Annotated in this window: 11 protein-coding genes; 3 read left to right on the top strand and 8 right to left on the bottom strand. The window is 56.7% G+C overall.

The window, feature by feature from the left end; all coding sequences use genetic code 11:
- Nucleotides 1–32: 32 nt before the first annotated feature.
- The 7 genes from baeR to yegD all read right to left on the bottom strand — a co-directional run bounded on the left by baeR (nt 33) and on the right by yegD (nt 11,410).
- Nucleotides 33–755, bottom strand: a complete 723-nt coding sequence (baeR, locus tag M1D91_RS15305) for an envelope stress response regulator BaeR (RefSeq protein WP_437431500.1) — start codon at nt 753–755, stop codon at nt 33–35.
- Nucleotides 752–2,197 carry an envelope stress sensor histidine kinase BaeS gene (gene baeS, locus M1D91_RS15300; RefSeq protein ID WP_437431499.1) on the bottom strand — a complete coding sequence of 482 codons (1,446 nt, stop codon included), beginning with the start codon at nt 2,195–2,197 and terminating at the stop codon, nt 752–754. Before baeS ends, baeR begins: the two co-directional genes overlap by 4 nt.
- Nucleotides 2,194–2,370 (bottom strand): hypothetical protein, encoded by a 177-nt coding sequence (locus M1D91_RS15295; RefSeq protein ID WP_437431498.1) that lies wholly within the window; start codon nt 2,368–2,370, stop codon nt 2,194–2,196. Before M1D91_RS15295 ends, baeS begins: the two co-directional genes overlap by 4 nt.
- Nucleotides 2,367–5,444 carry a multidrug efflux RND transporter permease subunit MdtC gene (gene mdtC / locus M1D91_RS15290; RefSeq protein WP_437431497.1) on the bottom strand — a complete coding sequence of 1,026 codons (3,078 nt, stop codon included), beginning with the start codon at nt 5,442–5,444 and terminating at the stop codon, nt 2,367–2,369. The genes M1D91_RS15295 and mdtC overlap by 4 nt, the downstream gene beginning before the upstream one ends.
- Nucleotides 5,445–8,567: an MdtB/MuxB family multidrug efflux RND transporter permease subunit gene (locus tag M1D91_RS15285; protein ID WP_437431496.1), complete on the bottom strand. Its 3,123-nt coding sequence runs from the start codon at nt 8,565–8,567 to the stop codon at nt 5,445–5,447. It abuts the gene before it with no gap.
- Nucleotides 8,567–9,808 (bottom strand): MdtA/MuxA family multidrug efflux RND transporter periplasmic adaptor subunit, encoded by a 1,242-nt coding sequence (locus M1D91_RS15280; protein ID WP_437431495.1) that lies wholly within the window; start codon nt 9,806–9,808, stop codon nt 8,567–8,569. Before M1D91_RS15280 ends, M1D91_RS15285 begins: the two co-directional genes overlap by 1 nt.
- 249 nt (nt 9,809–10,057) lie before the next feature.
- Nucleotides 10,058–11,410, bottom strand: a complete 1,353-nt coding sequence (gene yegD / locus M1D91_RS15275; protein ID WP_437431494.1) for a molecular chaperone — start codon at nt 11,408–11,410, stop codon at nt 10,058–10,060.
- 133 nt (nt 11,411–11,543) lie between these two features.
- Between yegD and alkA the strand changes: the two genes are divergently transcribed.
- On the top strand, nt 11,544–12,389 hold the full coding sequence (alkA, locus tag M1D91_RS15270; RefSeq protein ID WP_437431493.1) for a DNA-3-methyladenine glycosylase 2: 846 nt from the start codon (nt 11,544–11,546) through the stop codon (nt 12,387–12,389).
- On the opposite strand, the gene M1D91_RS15265 is transcribed toward alkA, so the two are convergent.
- Nucleotides 12,382–15,711, bottom strand: a complete 3,330-nt coding sequence (locus M1D91_RS15265; RefSeq protein ID WP_437431492.1) for a diguanylate cyclase — start codon at nt 15,709–15,711, stop codon at nt 12,382–12,384. The two genes, alkA and M1D91_RS15265, sit on opposite strands and share 8 nt — an antisense overlap.
- Nucleotides 15,712–16,065: 354 nt before the next feature.
- On the opposite strand from M1D91_RS15265, the gene udk reads away from it, so the two are divergent.
- Both udk and dcd read left to right on the top strand, forming a co-directional pair.
- The gene (gene udk / locus M1D91_RS15260) at nt 16,066–16,707 is read left to right on the top strand and encodes a uridine kinase (protein WP_437431491.1); all 642 of its coding nucleotides are present in this window, start codon (nt 16,066–16,068) and stop codon (nt 16,705–16,707) included.
- An 80-nt stretch (nt 16,708–16,787) separates the two neighbouring features.
- Nucleotides 16,788–17,369, top strand: a complete 582-nt coding sequence (dcd, locus tag M1D91_RS15255) for a dCTP deaminase (protein ID WP_437431490.1) — start codon at nt 16,788–16,790, stop codon at nt 17,367–17,369.
- Nucleotides 17,370–17,371: the final 2 nt, after the last annotated feature.

Below are 17,371 nucleotides of genomic sequence, written 5' to 3'. Positions count from 1 at the left end.
CGGCTAACCGATCCCAATATCCGACAGCAGGATCATCCCAGCCGGCAGGCGTCCGCTTCCCAGCGGTAACCGACGCCATACACCGCGCGGATGAACGACTGCTCTTCATCCAGCGTCTCAAGCTTACGACGTAAGTTTTTGATATGGCTGTCGATGGTGCGGTCAGTTACGACGCGATAGTCATCGTACAAATTATTCAACAACTGCTCGCGGGAAAAAACCTTACCTGGCTCGCAGGAGAGGGTTTTCAGCAGACGGAATTCAGCCGGGGTCAAATCAAGCGGCTGATTACGCCAGGTCGCCTGGAAACGGCTCTCGTCCACCATAAGTGGGCTTTCATCGTCCATTGCCTGCAACTCACGCTGAGGTTTGCAACGACGTAAGATCGTTTTCACGCGCGCCACCACTTCCCGCGGGCTGTAGGGTTTACAGATATAATCATCAGCACCAATTTCCAGCCCCAGCAGCCTGTCTATCTCTTCAATTTTTGCCGTCACCATGATGATGGGGAGGTTGGAAAAACGGCGGATCTCACGACACAACGTCAGCCCGTCGGTGCCGGGAAGCATTAAATCCAGCAACACCATATCCGGCGGCGTCTGACGTACATAGGGAAGAACCTGGTCGCCATGACTGATAAGCACCGGCGCGTAGCTTGCCGCACGCAGGTAATCCACCAGTAACTGCCCGAGTTTGGGCTCATCTTCCACAATCAAAATGCGTGGTGTGTTTTCATCAATCGGTAATTCATTCATACGCTTTTCGCTTTCTCCCGTTCCAGCGGCAGTTTTACTGTAATGCTAACCCCACCGAATGGCGAATGTGCCGCACTGACGCTTCCGCCGTGGGCGCTGACTATGTTCACACAAATGGCCAGACCCAGCCCGGAGCCACCGCTGGCACGGTTACGTGACCCTTCGGCGCGATAAAAACGCTCGAAGAGGCGGCCAAGCTGAAGGTCGGTGACCCCAGGGGCGCTGTCTGCAAACTCAAGAGCCAGCGTATCGGCCTCAATACGTCCGCTGATGTGCAGACTGCCGCCGCTGTCGGTGTAGCGCAGGCTGTTTTCCATGAGGTTATTGAAAAGTTGCATCAGGCGGTCCGGATCGCCAAACACACAGGCGTGCGTCGGTAGCGACAGAATGAGCGTCAGCTTACGTGCGGTAAAACGTTCGCGGAAGGCACCAGCGGCGACCTCCACCAGCGAGACGACATCAACGGTGGATTTCTGGTACGCCAGCGCCCCTTCATCGGACATCGACAGCTGATGCAGATCGTTGACCAGTTTGGTCAAGGTGCCCACCTCCGCCTGCAGGGAGGCGACGGACTCAGGGGTAAACTGGCGAACCCCGTCCTGGATAGCTTCCAGCTCGCCACGCAGAACCGCGAGCGGGGTGCGTAGCTCATGGGATATATCGGCCATAAAATCGCGCCGCATCTGCTGATTGCGCTCAAGGGTGCTGGCAAGCTGATTAAAGTCCTGCGCCAGTTTCCCCAGTTCATCGGCGCTGCCCGTGTTGACCCTGGTGGTAAAGTCGCCAGCGGCAAGTTTGTGCGTACCTTCCACCAGACGCTTAACCGGTGCCAACAGACCGCGAGCCAGAGGCAGTGTTGCCAGCGCTGCAAGCAGCGTCGCCAGCGCCACGATAAGCCAGCTGGTGCGCCGCTGTTGCCTGTCGAAGTTGATGTCGGTGTTGCGGGTCAGTCGCTCGACGGGGGAAGCGATAACCCACCCAACCGTCTCGCCGTTCACGGTGATGGCGCGGCGGCTACCGTCGGATGGAACGGGTGCGCGTGGGCCAACCAGCACATTATGTTCCGCATCGGTTACCCAGAACTGGGTGCGCCAGCCATGCGGTGGCATCCCGTTGCCCGGCCCTGGCGGAGGGCCTGGCGGTGGCGCACGATCCCGGCCGCCTTCATTGTGCTCATTTTCCCGCTCAAACGAGCGCAGGAGCTGGAAGATGAAGCGATCGTTATTGCGTAAAAAGCGCCAGCTTCCCTGTTGGGCATACTGCTCGCTCAGGGCATCGCTCAGCAGTTGCAGGCGTTGCTCATTGCCGTGCTTGATATAGTCGATAAACCCGCGCTCAAAGCTGATGCGCACGGCCCAGTGCATCGTTACCAGCAGAACGATACAGGTGGCGAAGATAGCCAGAAAGAGTTTGGCAGTGATACCGGGTCGCCAGAATTTCATGAGTAACTCCTGTTGCGCCGGGCGGGCACGGCACGCTGCCCGGCCGCCGCCGGGAGACGGGCAAAGATAAAGGCTGGCAGCGCGCCAGGGGTAATGGAGGCGTCACGTAGCGGCAAAAATAAGCCGAAGGCGACAAGCGATAACCGCCAGAGGTTGTGGGCAAATTCGGTCACTCTGTCACAGGCTCCCTGCGGTGGCGTGCGAATCGAAGACGCAGGCGATCGAAGAAGAGATAGACGACCGGCGTGGTGTAAAGCGTCAGTAGCTGACTCATTACCAGTCCTCCGGCGATGGTAATCCCCAGCGGCTGGCGTAGCTCAGAACCATCCCCACCGGACATCACCAGCGGCAGCGCGCCAAAGAGGGCGGCCAGGGTAGTCATCATGATTGGCCGGAAACGCAACAGGCAGGCCTGGAAGATGGCCTCTTCGGCGCTCAGATTACCTTTGCGTTGTGCCTCAAGCGCAAAGTCCACCATCATGATGGCGTTTTTCTTCACAATGCCTATCAACAACATAATGCCAATCAGGGCAATCAGGCTAAAGGGGGCCCCGAATAGCTCCAGGGCTAACAGCGCGCCTACCCCTGCTGAGGGCAGGGTCGAGAGGATAGTCAGCGGATGCACATAGCTTTCATACAGGACCCCCAGCACGATGTAGACCGTGGCGATTGCCGCCAGAATCAAAATCACCTGCGAGTTCATGGTATCCTGGAACACCTGCGCCGTTCCGGCAAAGCTACCGCGTACCGTGGAGGGCACCCCAAGCTGGGTCATGGCGCGGTTTATAGCATCACTGGCCTCGGAAAGCGACACGCCGCCGGGCAGGTTAAAGGCGATAGTCGAGGCCGCAGAGAGTCCCTGATGGTTGACCGAGAGTGGCGCATTGGCTGGCTGCCAGCGGGCAAAATAAGAGAGCGGGACAGGCTTGCCTTCGCTGTTAATGACGAACATCTTATCCAGTGCGCTGATGTCCTGGGTATAGCGCGGGTCCACTTCCATTACCACTTTGTACTGGTTAAGCGGCTGGTAAATGGTGGACACCTGCCGCTGCCCAAAGGCGTTATTCAGCAGGCTGTTAGCCTCCTGTACGCTGATCCCAAGACGTGACATGCTCTCCCGGTCGTAAATCAGGCTCATCTCCGCACCATTATCCTGTTGGTCGGAGTTGACGTCAGCCAGCTCCGGCAGCGCGGCCAGTGCTTTGCGGATCTTAGGCTCCCATTCGCGGAGTGCGCTCAGATCGTCAGAGAGCAGGGCAAACTGGTAGCTGGCATTGGCCTGACGGCCGCCGACGCGAATGTCCTGCACTGCCATCAAAAAGAGACTCGCGCCGGGCTCCTTCGCAAGCTTAACGCGCAGCCGATCTATGACCTGCTGGGCGGTTTCATGACGGGCATCGCGGGGTTTAAGAGCGATAAACATCATGCCGCTGTTCACGCGCGAGCCACCGGTAAAGCCGGTAACATTATCCACTGCGGGATCGTCGCGGATGATTTTCATAAAGTCCTGCAACTTTACGCGCATGGCCTGAAAAGAGATGCTCTGATCGGCCTGTATTCCGCCTATCAGTACGCCAGTGTCCTGCTCAGGGAAGAAGGTTTTGGGAATAGAAATGTACATCCACACGTTAAGCGCAATGGTGCCAATCAGCACCAGCCCAACCAGCCGCGTGTGGCGCAACACCCACTTCAGCGAACGGGCATAAGCCTGCTGTAAAGCCACCAGAAGGCGAGCAGAGCCTTTCGCGCGCGTGGGCGGGTGGGTTTTTTGCCGTTTTAGCATCCAGCCACACATCATGGGGGTCAGAGTCAGGGAGACCACCAGCGATATCCCTATTGCTACCGACAGGGTAACGGCGAACTCGCGCAACAGACGGCCCGGCAACCCTGCCATCAACAGCAGCGGCAGAAATACCGCCACCAGAGAAACACTCATCGAGAGCACCGTGAAGCCGACTTCACGCGTGCCCTGTAAGGCAGCCTGAAGCGGCTTCATGCCCGCTTCAAGATGGCGGGAGATATTTTCCAGCACCACAATGGCATCATCCACGACAAAGCCTGTGGCAATGGTCAGCGCCATTAATGACAGATTGTTCAGGCTAAAGCCGCAAAGATACATGGCGGCGAAGGTGCCAATCAGCGACACCGGCACCGCCACCGCCGGAATTAAGGTCGCCCGACCGGAACGCAGAAAGAGGAATACCACCAGAATCACCAGCGCCACAGCGATGACAAGCGTCTGCTCCACCTCTTCAAGCGAGGCGCGGATGGTCGGAGAGCGATCCTGGGCAATCTGCAGATTAATAGCCGCAGGGATAGTCGCCTGTAACGTCGGCAGACGGGCGCGAATGCTGTCGACCGTCTGGATGATGTTGGCCTCCGGTAGCTTGCGGATCATCAGCAAAATTGCCGGCTTCGCGTTGGTCATCCCGGCGTTGCGCACGTCCTGTACCGAGTCGGTCACAGTGGCGACATCGCTTAAGCGCACGGCCGAGCCGTTGCGGTAATGAATAATCAGCGGCTCATATTCAGCGGCCGTTTTCAGCGCATCGTTGGCCTGCACCTGCCAGCGACGATCGCCATCGTCAATTGCACCCTGCGGGCGGCGCACATTGGCCTCGCTGATGGCGGTGCGCACCGCATCCAGTGACACACCCTGGTTAAACAGCGCCTGCGGATTTAAGCCGACACGCACGGCAGGCAGGGAGCTGCCCCCTACGGCCACATCACCGACGCCCTCAATCTGGGCGATAGTTTGCGCCAGTTGGGTGGAGGCAAAATCGTAAAGCTGCCCCTGAGAGTAGGTATCGGAGGTGAGCGTCAGGATCATGATGGGCGAGTCTGACGGGTTGGCTTTACGGTAGGTCGGGCGGCTCGGCATACCGCTCGGTAACAGGCTCTGCGCGGCATTGAGCGCGGCCTGCACATCGCGCGCGGCACCGTTGATGTCTCTGTCAAAATTGAATTCGAGGATAATGCGCGTGCTGCCGAGTGAGCTCGATGAGGTCATTTCACTGACCCCGGCAATGCGCCCCAGGGAGCGCTCAAGCGGCGTGGCAACGGACGAAGCCATCGTTTCTGGTGAAGCGCCCGGCAAAGAGGCGCTGATCATAATCACCGGGAAATCCACCTGGGGCAGTGGGGCGACCGGCAACAAGCGAAAGCCCAGCACGCCACAGAGGGTGATGGCGAGTGAAATCAGGATGGTCGCCACCGGGCGGTAAATGAAGAGGGCGAAAAACTTCACTTACGCCTCCTCTTCACGGGCGGGAAAACGGCTGCGCACGTAGAGCCCGAGTCGGTCAAAGAGCAGGTAGATCACCGGCGTGGTAAAGAGCGTCAGCACCTGGCTTACCAGCAGTCCTCCTACCATACCAATGCCCAGCGGGCGACGAAGCTCGGCACCCACGCCGGTACTGAGCATAAGCGGCAGGGCGCCAAGCAGGGCGGCCAGGGTGGTCATCAGGATCGGGCGAAAACGCAGCAGACAGGCCTGATAAATGGCATCCCGGGGCGACATACCCTCTTCACGCTCGGCGGCGAGGGCGAAGTCGATCATCATGATGGCGTTTTTCTTTACGATACCAATCAGCAGAATGATGCCGATAATGGCTATCACATCCAGTTCGTTACCCGCGATCATCAGCGCCATCAGCGCACCCACACCTGCGGTCGGCAGGGTTGAGAGGATGGTAATGGGGTGAATGAAGCTTTCATAGAGCACGCCCAGCACGATGTACATTGCCACTACCGCGGCGACAATCAGCCAGACGGTGCTGCTCAGTGCCGCCTGGAAAGCGAGGGTACTGCCCTGAAACTGCGTGGTGATGTCGGCTGGCAGGTTCAGGTTTTTCTCGCTATCAAGTATCGCCTGTACCGCCTCACCCAGGGCGTAGCCGTCAGCCACATTGAACGAGATAGTGGTGGAGGGGAACTGATCGAGATGGTTAATCGACAGTGGTGTGAAGCGCTGCTCAATCCTGGCGATGGCGCTAAGCGGCACCACGGCACCGTCGCTGCCGGAAAGGCGAAGGCTCTCCAGTGCATCCAGCCCGGCGATGTGGGTGGTGTCATGCTCCAGTACCACACGATACTGGTTGGCCTGAGTATAAATAGTGGAGATAAGGCGCTGGCCAAAGGCATTGTAGAGGGCATTGTCCACATCGGCCATACTGATGCCAAGGCGACTGGCGCTGTCTCTGTCCACGTTTACATAGGCCGCAAGCCCCTTGTCCTGCCAGTCGCTGCTCACGTCAGCAAGCTGGGGCAGGGTTTGCAATTTTTTCGTTAACTGCGGAACCCAGGTACTGAGCGCATCAAGCGTTGTAGCCTGCAGGGTGAACTGGTACTGGGTACGGCTGACAGTGGTATCAATGGTCAAGTCCTGAGTCGGTTGCAGGTAGAGCGCCGCACCCGGTATCCGTCCGGCGGCCTGCTGCAGACGTTCAATGACCGGCAACACCCGGTCATCGCGTTCCGCCAGCGGTTTGAGATTGATCTGCAACCGCGCACTGTTCAGCGCCGGATTTGTACCATCGACACCGACGAAGGTGGTCAGGCTTTGCACCGCCGGGTCCTTCATGATGATCTTCGCAATCTGCTGCTGGCGTTCGGCCATGCTGGCAAACGACGCCGACTGCGGTGCCTGGAGGGTACCCTGAATGATGCCGTTATCCTGAATCGGGAAGAATCCTTTAGGAATAAAGACCCACAGCATAACTGACAGCAGCAGGGTGCCGAGGGCGACGCCGAGCGTCAGCCACGGGTGGTTTAACACTCTTGCCAGCAGCCGTCCGTAACCGGCGATAACCCTTTCGGTAAACCGCTCCGAGGCACGGGCGAAGCGATTCTGTTTACGCAACGATGCGGCGCTCAGCATGCGGGCGCACATCATCGGCGTGAGCGTCAGGGACACCACCGCTGAAATGAGGATCGCCACCGCCAGGGTGACGGCAAACTCGCGGAACAGACGACCCACGATATCCCCCATAAACAGCAGCGGGATCAGGACGGCTATTAAGGATAAGGTCAGTGAGATGATGGTAAAGCCGATTTCCCCCGCGCCCTTCAGGGCGGCGGCAAGGGGTTTCTCCCCCTTTTCGATATAACGGGAGATGTTTTCGATAACCACAATCGCATCATCCACCACAAAGCCAGTGGCGATGGTCAGGGCCATCAGGGTCAGGTTGTTGACTGAAAAGTCGAGGAACACCATCACCGCAAACGTGCCAATCAGGGAAAGCGGGACCGCCACGCCGGGGATGATGGTCGCCGGAATGTTGCGCAGGAAGATATAGATGATCATGACCACCAGAGCGATAGCCAGCATCAGTTCAAACTGCGTGTCGCTGACCGAGGCGCGAATATTGGTGGTCCGGTCGGAAAGTACCTTTACCTCTACCGATTTCGGTAAACTTTCAGTAAGGGCTGGCAACAGGGTACGAATGCTGTCTGCGGTATCAATAATGTTTGCACCAGGCTGACGCTGGACATTCATCACAATCGCCTGCTGCTGGTTTGCCCATGCTCCGAGCCAGCGGTTTTCTGCGCCCTGTTCAATGGTGGCCACATCCCCCAGCCGCACCGGTGCGCCGTTCTGGTAGGCGACAATCAGCTTGCGGTATTCCTCGACCGACTGCATCTGGTCATTGGCGGAGAGGGTGACCGCGCGCGTGGGGCCGTCCAGGCTCCCTTTTGCGGAGTTGACGTTAGCGCTGCTGATGGCGGTACGGATGGTTTCACTGGTCAGGCCCAGGGCCGCAATTGCCTGGGCGTTCAGCTTCACGCGCACCGCGGGACGCTGGCCCCCGGCAAGGGTCACCAGACCGACGCCTGAAACCTGTGAAATTTTCTGGGCGACCCGGGTTTCCACCATATCTTCCACCTGGGTCATGGGCAGCGCCGTGGAGGTTACCGCGAGCGTCATGATGGGCGGATCGGCCGGATTCACTTTGCTATAGACCGGTGGGTTTGGCAGGTCGGAGGGAAGCAGACTATTGGCGGCGTTAATAGCGGCCTGCACTTCCTGCTCGGCGACGTCCAGCGGCAGCGTTAACTGAAACTGTAACGTGACGACCGATGCGCCGCCTGAGCTTTGCGATGACATCTGCTTGAGACCAGACATCTGGCCAAACTGACGTTCAAGGGGGGCGGTTATCGCCGATGTGACGACATCCGGGCTGGCGCCGGGGTAGAGCGTGATGACCTGAATCGTGGGGTAGTCGACTTCCGGTAGCGCTGAAACGGGTAAGAAGCGATAACCGATTATACCGGCAAGTAAAATCGCCACCATCATCAGGGTGGTGGCGACCGGACGCATGATAAACAGGCGGGACGGCCCGCCGGTTCTGCCTGGCGGTAGCAACTGCATCAGGACTGCGCTCCTTTCGCCGGATGTTCGCGTTTAGCGGGCATCTGAACGGCACTTGACGCGTCAACCACGTCCACTTTCGCCCCTTCGGTCAGGCGATCGATGCCGTCGGTGACCACACGGTCACCAGCGGAGAGGCCGGCTGAAATCACCACTTTCTGACTGTCCTGAATGCCGGTCGTTACCCTGTGTTTGCTGACCTGGTCTTGTTCATTCAGTACCCAGACGAAGTTGCCTTCGTTACCCATCTGCAGGGCAGCCGCCGGGATCACCACCGCATTCTGCTGAGTGGAGACCAGCATTCGGGCATTGACGAACTGGTTTGGGAAGAGCGCATCATCCTGATTAGCAAAGCGTGCTTTCAGTTTGATGGTGCCGGTAGTGGCATCAATCTGGTTGTCCAGACTCAGCAATGCACCGGTACTGAGTTTCTGTTTATTCGTGCGATCCCAGGCCTCGACGTTGAGCGGTTGACCGGCCTTTTGCGCCTGTACCACGGTCGCAATCTGGTTTTCAGGCAGGGTAAAAACAAGATCGATAGGGTGTGTTTGCGTGAGTACCACAATGCCGGCGGTGTCGCCGCTGGAGATTTGATTACCTACATCGACCTGCTTTAAACCGACGCGCCCGTCAATCGGCGCAGTAATGCGGCTCCAGTCGAGCTGCAGTTGCGCGCTGGCGACGGCAGCTTCATCCGCCTTCACTGTGCCTTGCGTTTCGCTGACCAGCGCCTGCTGGGCATCCAGCTCCTGGCGGGAAACCAGGTTGGTTTTCACCAACTGCTGATAGCGGGCAAGATCCCGTCGGGCATTTGCCAGGGTCGCGTTGTCCTTCGCCAGTTGCCCCTGGGCCTGAGCCAGCGCCACCTTAAACTGACTGGGATCTATCTCTGCCAACAGGTCGCCGGCTTTTACCTGTTGCCCTTCCTGAAAATGGAGGGCCAGTAATTGACCGTCGACGCGGCTTCGCACCGTCACGGTGCTGGCGGCGGTCACCGTGCCAAGCCCGGTCAGATAACGGGGAACCGACTCATGGCTTGCCGTGGCGGCCTGAACCGGCGGCAGGGCGCGCATTCCCTGACGGCCGCTCTGGCCTTTGCCACGCGGCTGCTGTCCGCTGGTGGCGGTGGCGTTTTTCCCATCCGTTTGAGGGCCGAATCCGTACCAGACGGCGGCAATACCCGCAATCAACAATACTACTGCTGCCGCTAAAACCTGGCGGGAACTCTTTTTGCCTTTCATCGTTCTACGTATCTCGTCCTGAAACATTTGCCTGAATCATACTAGTTTAGTAAGTCAGACCGTCAGAAAAATGGAGAGAATATGAAGGACGGTCGGGAATCGTCTGAGAACGTACTCTCTGTCGCCCCGGTCTTTCCGCGGTAATGAAGGCCGGGAAGGGTCTTAATAAACGAAGGAGTATGATGAGAGGGTCATCATACTCCTGTGCGGTGGGCTTAAAACTTACGCCGTCTGGTGAGCCGTTGGTGGTTAACGAAATACTACCTGCGCCCAACGGGCAAGACCGGCGGTTACCGAACCAAAATCGTCGCCGCCGGCAACAGGAATACCCGGCAGGGCCTGCGCCAGCGCTTTCTTGATAATCGGTGAACGTGCGCTCCCGCCGGTGAGGTATATCACTTCCGGTGAGGTTTCGCTGCTCTCCAGCGCCAGTTGCACCTGCTCCAGAATGCGACGCAAAGGCTGATCCAGTGCTGCTTCCAGCCCCATCTGGTCAATAGCGGTCGTCAGTGATTCACCGATAAACGGCAAATGTGCCTGAGTCTGCAGCTGGTCGGAAAGGGCGATTTTGCTCTCTTCGGCGCTGCGCACCAGTCGGTAGCCCAGGCGTTGTTTCCAGACTTTAATCAGCAAGGCGACTTTATCCGTGTCGCGGGCGTCACGCAGCATATCGTTCAGCTTGCGACCATTAGCAGTGCTGTAGAAATCGGTCTGCGCCGGGACATCGTTAATGGCGATAGCATTCCACCACGGCAGAACCGGCAGGGCGATGCCTTTTTCCGTCTGCCCACCCATGCCCAGCAGGGGCATCAGATTTTTAAACGCGAGGGCAATGTCCAGATCGTTTCCCCCCACACGACATCCGCTGTGGCCTAGCAGGCTGTTTTCGCGATCATGGCGGTCGTGCCATTTTGGTCCCATCAGCAGCAGGGAGCAGTCAGTCGTACCGCCGCCGATATCCACCACCAGCACCCGTTTCTCATCCTGCAAGGTTGCTTCGAAGTCGAGTCCTGCCGCAACCGGTTCGTACTGGAACACCACATCATGAAAGCCCGCGCGTTTAGCGGCACGCTCCAGGATCCCCTGCGCCTGCGCATTGGCCTCTGCGCCACCGAGCCCCTGGAAGTTAATGGGGCGGCCAATCACCGCCTGATCGATTACCTCTGGCAACTGTGACCCGGCCTGCTGACGGATATGGACCATCATGGCGCAGACCAGATCTTCAAACAGGGCGATTTGCTGAGCTTTTAATCCGCTGGCGCCAAGAAAAGATTTTGGTGATTTAACAAAGTAAACCTCCTCCGGGTCGTCGACATACTGGCGCAGCGCGCTCAGACCAAACTGGACGCTGGTGGCCTGGACATCGATATCTTCTTCGCGGTTAAAGCTGACGGCACGCCGTAAAAGCGCCTGGGTTTCAGCACCGGTTGCCGGGACATCATGGTGGCGATAGAGCCATTCACTGACGGCTTCACGTGTCGGTGCACAAAGCATAGAGGGCAGCAGAGTGCTGTTGTTTTCCATTTTCAGCAGCGACGGTTTACCGTCCTGCATAACCGCGATGGAACAGTTAGCGGTACCATAATCAAAGCCTACAAACACGTTTAATCCCCATGCCGGTGAAGAAGGGGGGCGACTTTAACGGAATGCGCAAAACAGGACAACCGGAATATCAACGCAAAGCAGAAATTCATAATCCGTTATATGCTCATGGGCTTACATAACAGGAGTCACTATGTACAAACTGCGCTGGCAGCCGCCTTACGACTGGTCATGGATGTTAAATTTTTTACGTGCGCGCGCGGTGGCGGGTGTGGAGATAGTCAGCGAGACCGCTTACACCCGCTCATTCGCCCTCGGTGAATATCGGGGCACCCTTTGTGCAGAACCAGATGAAGCCCTGGGTGTGCTTAACGTCACACTAAGCGACGGGCTACAACCCGTGGCGGCAGCCTGTTTACACTCCCTGGGGAAACTGTTTGATCTGCAGTGTATGCCACACGTCGTCAACGACGCGCTCGGAACACTGGGCGCAGCCCGGCCGGGTTTGCGCTTGCCAGGCTGCATGGATCCCTTCGAGCAGGCGGTGCGGGCCATTTTAGGGCAACTGGTTAGCGTTGCGATGGCGGCAAAACTGACGTCACGGGTAGTCGCACTCTGCGGCGAGCGGCTTGATGCGCAGTTCATGCTTTTTCCGCAACCAGCCCAGCTTGCAGCCGTCGATCCGCTGGCCCTTAAGGCGCTGGGTATGCCCGTCAAACGCGCTGAGTCCCTGATTTTCCTCGCCCGCGCGGTGCAAAACGGCACTTTTCCGCTTACGCCGCCTGAGGACATTGAGCAGGGAATAAAAACCTTAATAACCTTTCCGGGGATCGGACGCTGGACGGCAAACTACTTCGCCCTGCGCGGCTGGCAGGCGAAGGATGTGTTTCTTGCTGATGATTATTTGATAAAGCAGCGCTTCGCCGGCATGACGCCAGCGCAGACCCGTCGTTACGCCCTGCGCTGGCACCCCTGGCGTTCCTATGCGCTATTACACATCTGGTATACCGATGGCTGGAAACCTGACGACGTCAGTTGATAGCGAAATAGCTGGTGTTGAGCATCAGATCCAGCGGTTGCGGCGCAGAGATGGTGTCACCATAAATCAGATCGATGCCGATGCCTGAAAGGGTATCCATCATCAGGGGCTGGTTAGTCGGCCCGGCAATGCTTTTCAGCCCCAGCCGCTGGGCATGGCCCTGGATGATAGTCACCATCATTTCATCCATTAAATTGCCATGTACGTTATTCACCAGCTCCTGGTCGAGCAGAATGTAATCCGCCGTGTGTGGCGCAAGCTGGTTAAAGATTTCAAGATCATGACCGATATGGCTGAGGATAATACGGCAACCTGCATGGCGCAGTTTCTTCAGGTTATCGCTAATGATCTTACCTTCCCGCAGTAACGCATCGGCGTGAATCATCAGGTGCAGCAGGCGTCCCGGAAGCGGACCCTGCTCTATAAGGTCTATTATCTCAGCAATCAGGCTGTGGCTGGACAACCCAGCGGAAGAGAGCGGCAGGGCAACGCCAAGCCCTTTACCCGCCACGGCGGCAGCATGGTTACGGAAGAACTCCTGAAATACCCGGCGATCCAGTGCGCGAATCAGTTCCGGTTCATTGAGGTTTGTACGGAAGGCATTTTCTTCCATAACTTCACCTTCGCTGGTCCACAGGCGTAGCGTCAACAGCCAGAAATTACAGGCTTCAGGAACGCGAGGAGAGGCGACGCCACGGGCAATCATCATCAGATGATTGTCTTTGATCATCGTCCACTGCTCCTCCAGGGACATCATGCTGCGTTCATGATGCATGGTGCCCTGCTGAGGTTCGTAAACCGTCACCATGCCGCGCCCGTTATTTTTCGAGGCGTAACAGGCAATGTCCGCCTGAGACATAACCTCAGAGCCCTGATGATTGGTTTCGTCAATAATCGTGATCCCGGCGCTGGCACCGATCCGGTGCATGCGGCCTTCCCACATAAAATGATAATCGTTGATGGCCTGGACAATACGACCGGAAATATAACGGGCACTTTCAACGTTGCAGTCAGGTAGCAGCAGACCGAACTCATCGCCGCCAAGGCGGGCCAGAATATCGGTGGAACGCAACATACTTAACATGAGGGAGGAGATTTCCCGCAGCAAGGCGTCGCCTGCCGCGTGGCCGGCTGTATCGTTTACGGCCTTGAAGCGGTCAAGATCGATGAACACCAGCGCGTGCCGCTGATGCAGCTCCTGCACGGTTTGCAGCAGGCGTTTAAGGTGCGTTTCAAAACTGACCCGGTTGGCCAGGTGCGTCAGGGCATCGTGGGAGGCGCTGTAACTCAGCTGACGCAGCATTTTACGGGATTCGGTCACATCCTGGATAACCAACACCGAACCGATATTCTGCCCGTCAAGGGTGCTAAGCGGCGTTACGCTGTAGTGAATGTCATAACTGCCGCCGGTGCGACAGTGGAGCACCACATCCTGCTCGATAGCCGAGCGCGACATATCGCCGCTGTGAATGTTTTCCATCGCCGGGCCATGATCGCCGAAGGTGATTCGCAGGACAGTGAGCAGCGGCTGGCCCATAGCCTGCTCCTGCGTCCAGCCGCTCATCTTCTCTGCGACCGGGTTCATAAAGCTGACGTTCATATGCACATCGGTACAGAGCACGGCTTCGCCGATAGAGTCGAGGGTGATGTGCAGCCGCTCTTTTTCCTGGAAGAGGGCTTCGTTCAGCTGTTTCACTTCGGTCATGTCCATGTTGACCCCTAACAGGCGTTCTACTTCGCCGTTACGATTCAGCACACGGTTAGCCAGGGTGCGGATATGGCGCACCCCTTCCTTAACGCTGATACGAAATTCGAGCTTAAAGGCGACGCGGGAGACCAGCGAGTCCCGAATGACGCGCTCGGTCTCTGCACGATCTTCCGGCAGAATCCGGTCGTACCATAACTGCCAGGTGGGTTTTATGTGCGACGGAATTTCATACAGCTCGAACATGCGTTTGTCCCAGCTGATGATGTCCGGTTCAAGCTCCCACTCCCAGATGCCAATACCCCCGGCTTCGTTAGCGAGCGTGATGCGTTCCATCAGACGCTTATTGACCCATTCGGTCTGCTTGAGATCGTTGATATCCTCGACCTGGGCGATGAAGTAGCGGGGTGTGCCATCGGCATGACGAACAACGGATACCGCCAACAGCGCCCAGACCAGGTCACCATTCCGGGTGTAATAACGTTTCTCCATGGAGTAACTGTTAATTTCCCCACGGACAAGCTGCTCTAACTGTTCGAGATCTTTGTTCAGGTCTTCCGGCCACGTTAACTGCTGGAACGTCATTAACCGCAGCTCATCCTGGCTGTAACCAAGAAAATTACACAACGCTTTGTTAGCCTGCAGCCACTGCCCCTGCGTACCTACCAGCGCCATCCCGATGGCAGAATACTCCATCGCATTTCTGAAACGTTCTTCACTCTCGGTAATGTGTTTTCGTTCTGCGCGAAAGGCGTACATCACCATGGTCATGATGTTTGCCGGCAGTAGCATCATTAAGAAGGGAAGCCAGGGCGCGTTCAGCATCACACCGGTTTTGGGGGTCACCTCGACCGAAGGATGGGTTGCCATAAACAGCGATACCATCATGACCGTGATGAGGAAGATCAGGAAGGCTTCCATGCGTGGCAGACGAATAGCGCTCCACATCAGCAGAACAATCACGGCGGTAAAGGGCCAGGGCAGGTAGTGTAATGCCAGCCAGCTCAACGCCAGCGTCACCGCCAGGGTTATCAGGGTTTCAATCAGCAGTTGCGGTTTTCGGTGCCGCAAAAGGTAATGCGGTTTGAACAAGAGGCCGATAGGCACCAGCGCGAGTGCCCCGATGGCTTCTGAAAGTACCCAGACAAAAAAGGTGCGCAGAACGTCGTCCGTACCGGTCACGAGGCAGGCTAACAGGCCGCCGAGCAGCGGGGGAACAAGGGCGCTGCCGATCGCGAGTTTGATCCAGTCGTTCAGGTTCTGCAGAGGGTTATACCAGGGCAGAAGCTTACGTAGCAGAATGGCCCCGGCCACCGCTTCAGCAATGTTGATGGCGGTGTAGGTCAGCTTGATACTGGCAAAAGAGAATAAAACCCCCCATGCGGCAAGACTCCCTGCTGAACAGACGGCAGCAATGCCCGGCCACATACGGCCGGCGTGGCGGTAAAAGGCCACCATCATTAATGCTGTCGGGAACCACAGCGGGGCGAGACCGGTGCCGAAACGAGTCAACTCCAGCGAGAACAGCGTAAAGATGAACGACAGCAACCCCAAACTGAGAAGACGCAGAATAGGGAAAGGAGTGGCAATCAAAGCTCGCTGATGTTGTTTCTTCATTACCGCTTAATCCGCCGACCCCTGAACCGTCGGGAACGGGGTCCGGACGAGTGAAAGATGAATTCGGGTTATGCTAGTACAAACAATTTACAATTCCTATGCTGTCTGCTCAGAATTTGACATCATAAGGATATTAATTACTTAGTCCGCGTTAAAATGCTCACGGGCGCCGTAATTTTAACCGTTAAAATTTTGGAAAAGTCATGCGGCGCGCTGAAAGTAGCCAACTTCTCTGTTCTGCAACATCCGTTGCCTATTCGACTGGTATCATGGCGGTGAAATCCCTATAATTGCCGCGTTTGACGCCACGGCGTCTCCTTCCTTTACATCCAGGTTAATCAGGTCGCTAAATTTATGACTGATAAGTCACATCAGTGCGTCATTATTGGCATCGCCGGCGCATCGGCTTCGGGTAAAAGTCTTATTGCCAGTACGCTTTATCGCGAATTACGCGAACAGGTCGGCGATGAGCACATCGGCGTTATTCCAGAAGACAGTTACTACAAAGATCAGAGCCATCTGTCGATGGAAGAGCGTGTCAAAACCAACTATGACCATCCAAGTTCAATGGATCACAGCCTGCTGTTTCAACATCTTCAGATGCTGAAAAGTGGTCAGGACATTGAGTTGCCGGTCTACAGCTATGTTGAACACACCCGCACGCCCGAAACTATCCATATTCAGCCGAAAAAAGTCATTATTCTTGAGGGGATTTTGTTATTAACAGACGCCCGTCTGCGCGATGAAATGAATTTTTCCATTTTTGTCGACACCCCCCTGGATATTTGCCTGATGCGTCGTATCAAGCGTGACGTTAATGAGCGCGGTCGTTCTATGGACTCGGTGATGGCGCAATATCAAAAAACTGTGCGTCCGATGTTCCTGCAATTTATCGAACCCTCCAAGCAGTACGCCGATATCATTGTGCCGCGCGGTGGTAAAAACCGTATTGCGATTGACATACTTAAAGCCAAAATCAGCCAGTTTTTTGAATAATACATGTTAGGCTGTACCCTTAAGTTAATTTGTCTGGCCCTGTTTTTTCAGGGGCCTGATGCACGACAGGAGAGAGTGCTATGCGTCTTTGTGATCGCGATATTGAAGCCTGGCTTGACCAGGGTCGTTTGTCGATTCAACCGCGACCGCCCGTAGAGCGCATTAATGGCGCTACGGTGGACGTCCGTCTGGGTAATAAATTTCGTACATTCCGCGGTCATACCGCCGCGTTTATCGACCTGAGCGGCCCGAAAGATGAGGTCAGTGCAGCGCTCGAACGGGTGATGAGTGATGAAATTGTCCTTCCCGATGGCGATGCCTTTTTCCTTCATCCAGGCGAGCTGGCGCTGGCGGTGACTTATGAATCCGTTACGCTCCCATCCGATTTAGTCGGCTGGCTTGACGGGCGCTCCTCACTGGCGCGTCTGGGGTTGATGGTGCACGTCACCGCGCACCGTATCGATCCGGGCTGGTCAGGCTGTATCGTGCTGGAGTTTTATAATTCCGGCAAACTGCCGCTGGCGCTCCGTCCCGGAATGCTGATTGGCGCACTGAGCTTTGAACCCCTCTCAGGTCCGGCCGATCGTCCTTACAATCGTCGCCAGGATGCGAAATATCGCGATCAACAAGGCGCTGTAGCCAGTCGTATTGATAAAGACTGAGT

The sequence above is a fragment of the Enterobacter sp. SA197 genome, from assembly GCF_054131575.1.
This window is presented reverse-complemented; position numbering and strand designations above follow the sequence as displayed.

Coding starts and splice junctions, on each gene's coding strand:
- baeS (WP_437431499.1), bottom strand. CDS start 2,197: ATGAAATTCTGGCGACCCGGTATCACTGCCAAACTCTTTCTGGCTATC.
- dcd (WP_437431490.1), top strand. CDS start 16,788: ATGCGTCTTTGTGATCGCGATATTGAAGCCTGGCTTGACCAGGGTCGT.
- baeR (WP_437431500.1), bottom strand. CDS start 755: ATGAATGAATTACCGATTGATGAAAACACACCACGCATTTTGATTGTG.
- M1D91_RS15265 (WP_437431492.1), bottom strand. CDS start 15,711: ATGAAGAAACAACATCAGCGAGCTTTGATTGCCACTCCTTTCCCTATT.
- M1D91_RS15280 (WP_437431495.1), bottom strand. CDS start 9,808: ATGAAAGGCAAAAAGAGTTCCCGCCAGGTTTTAGCGGCAGCAGTAGTA.
- M1D91_RS15285 (WP_437431496.1), bottom strand. CDS start 8,567: ATGCAGTTGCTACCGCCAGGCAGAACCGGCGGGCCGTCCCGCCTGTTT.
- udk (WP_437431491.1), top strand. CDS start 16,066: ATGACTGATAAGTCACATCAGTGCGTCATTATTGGCATCGCCGGCGCA.
- alkA (WP_437431493.1), top strand. CDS start 11,544: ATGTACAAACTGCGCTGGCAGCCGCCTTACGACTGGTCATGGATGTTA.